This window comes from Thauera sp. (assembly GCF_035444905.1).
Classification (GTDB): domain Bacteria; phylum Pseudomonadota; class Gammaproteobacteria; order Burkholderiales; family Rhodocyclaceae; genus Thauera.
The window spans coordinates 1-1,349 of record NZ_DAOMPS010000150.1; the positions used below are offsets into that span (position 1 = coordinate 1).

Genomic DNA, 1,349 nt, shown 5'->3' on the forward strand with positions numbered 1-1,349 from the left:
CAATGCTCTCAACTTTAGCTTATAGCCCTTGTGAACCCTATGGGAAACGGGTAAAATGGCGTTCGTTAAGTCATTGATAAATAGACAATATGAACTCGAATACTCGACCACGAGTCGCTGCTGTCCGAGTTCGCTGACTTTCTGCTCGACCCCGCGCTGGCCGAGCAGGTACGTCTTCGGCCTGGGGCCTTCACCCGCGATCGCAAGCTCACCCTGCCGCGCCTGGCGGCCATGATGATCTCGGGCATGTGCGCGAGCGTTCAAGCCGAACTCGACGCCTTTTTCGGTCGCCTGCATGCGGTGCCCGGGCGGATCCGCGAGGTCAGCGCACAGGCCTTCAGCAAGGCCCGCCAGGGGTTTTCGGGCCGGCTGTTCGAATTGGCCAGTGCGCACCTGCTGCACCTGGCGCGCCCGCACATAGAGGCGGCACGCTGGAATGGCCGCCGCGTGGTGGCGGCTGATGCGTCGCGCCTGCGTGTGTCGACACGCAAGACGGCCGCACTGACGGCGGACCACTACGCGTTTGCCTTGTTTCTGCCGGGCACCGAACTCACGCTGCACGCCAGTCTGCATCCGGCCGACGGCTCGGAGCGGCAGATGCTGTTCGAGGCGCTCGACGCACTCGATCCGGCGCAGGATCTGCTCGTGCTCGACCGAGGTTACGTCGGCAACACCATGGCAGCGACGCTGGCGCAACACGGCATGGCCTTCTGTCTGCGCGTCGATGCCAGCGGCTGGCGTTGCGTCGCCGACTTCCGACGCTCGAACGAGGCCGAGCGCGTGGTCACACTGTCGCCGCCCACCGCACGCGATGCCAGCACGTTCGATCTGGCCCGCACCGCCACCACCGTGCGCCTGATCCGCAACATCGCTCCGAACGGCCAGATCCGCGTCCTGATGACCAACCTGCTCGATGCCCAGTCGTATCCGGCCGCGCAGTTCAGCGCGCTCTATCACCAGCGCTGGCGCGTCGAGGAGGCCTTCAAGCGCATCAAGCATCGTCTGCGCCTCGAGGCCACGACGGGGTTGAACTACCTCGCCCTGCAGCAGGACTTCGCCGCCAAGATCCTGGCCGACAACCTGTGCGCACTGCTCAGCGGCAGCGGCACTGACGACGCCATCCAGACCGGCTCCCGCCCGAATCGCACCTACGCATTCGGCGCACTCAAGCCCATCCTCGCCGGGTGCCTGCTCGGCATCGCTCAGGCATGGGCGGCATTGCCCGATACCCTGGCCGCCATGGGCCGCAGTCGATGCCGCATCCAGCCAGGCAGAAGCTACCCACGACCGCCCCGAAGCAAGCCACATTTGCATATGTCCTATAAGGGAGCGTTAAGTTGAGAGCATTG

2 protein-coding genes are annotated in these 1,349 nt (G+C 64.7%); one reads left to right on the top strand and one right to left on the bottom strand.

What is annotated here, in order from left to right; genetic code table 11:
- The coding region (locus PLC66_RS22720; protein WP_205231575.1) for a hypothetical protein at positions 1 to 264 on the bottom strand (264 nt) is incomplete at its 3' end.
- Here PLC66_RS22720 and PLC66_RS22725 point away from each other — a divergent pair.
- Positions 157 to 1,341 (top strand): IS4 family transposase, encoded by a 1,185-nt coding sequence (locus PLC66_RS22725; protein ID WP_110820759.1) that lies wholly within the window; start codon positions 157 to 159, stop codon positions 1,339 to 1,341. The genes PLC66_RS22720 and PLC66_RS22725 overlap by 108 nt on opposite strands.
- The last annotated feature ends 8 nt before the right edge of the window (positions 1,342 to 1,349 follow it).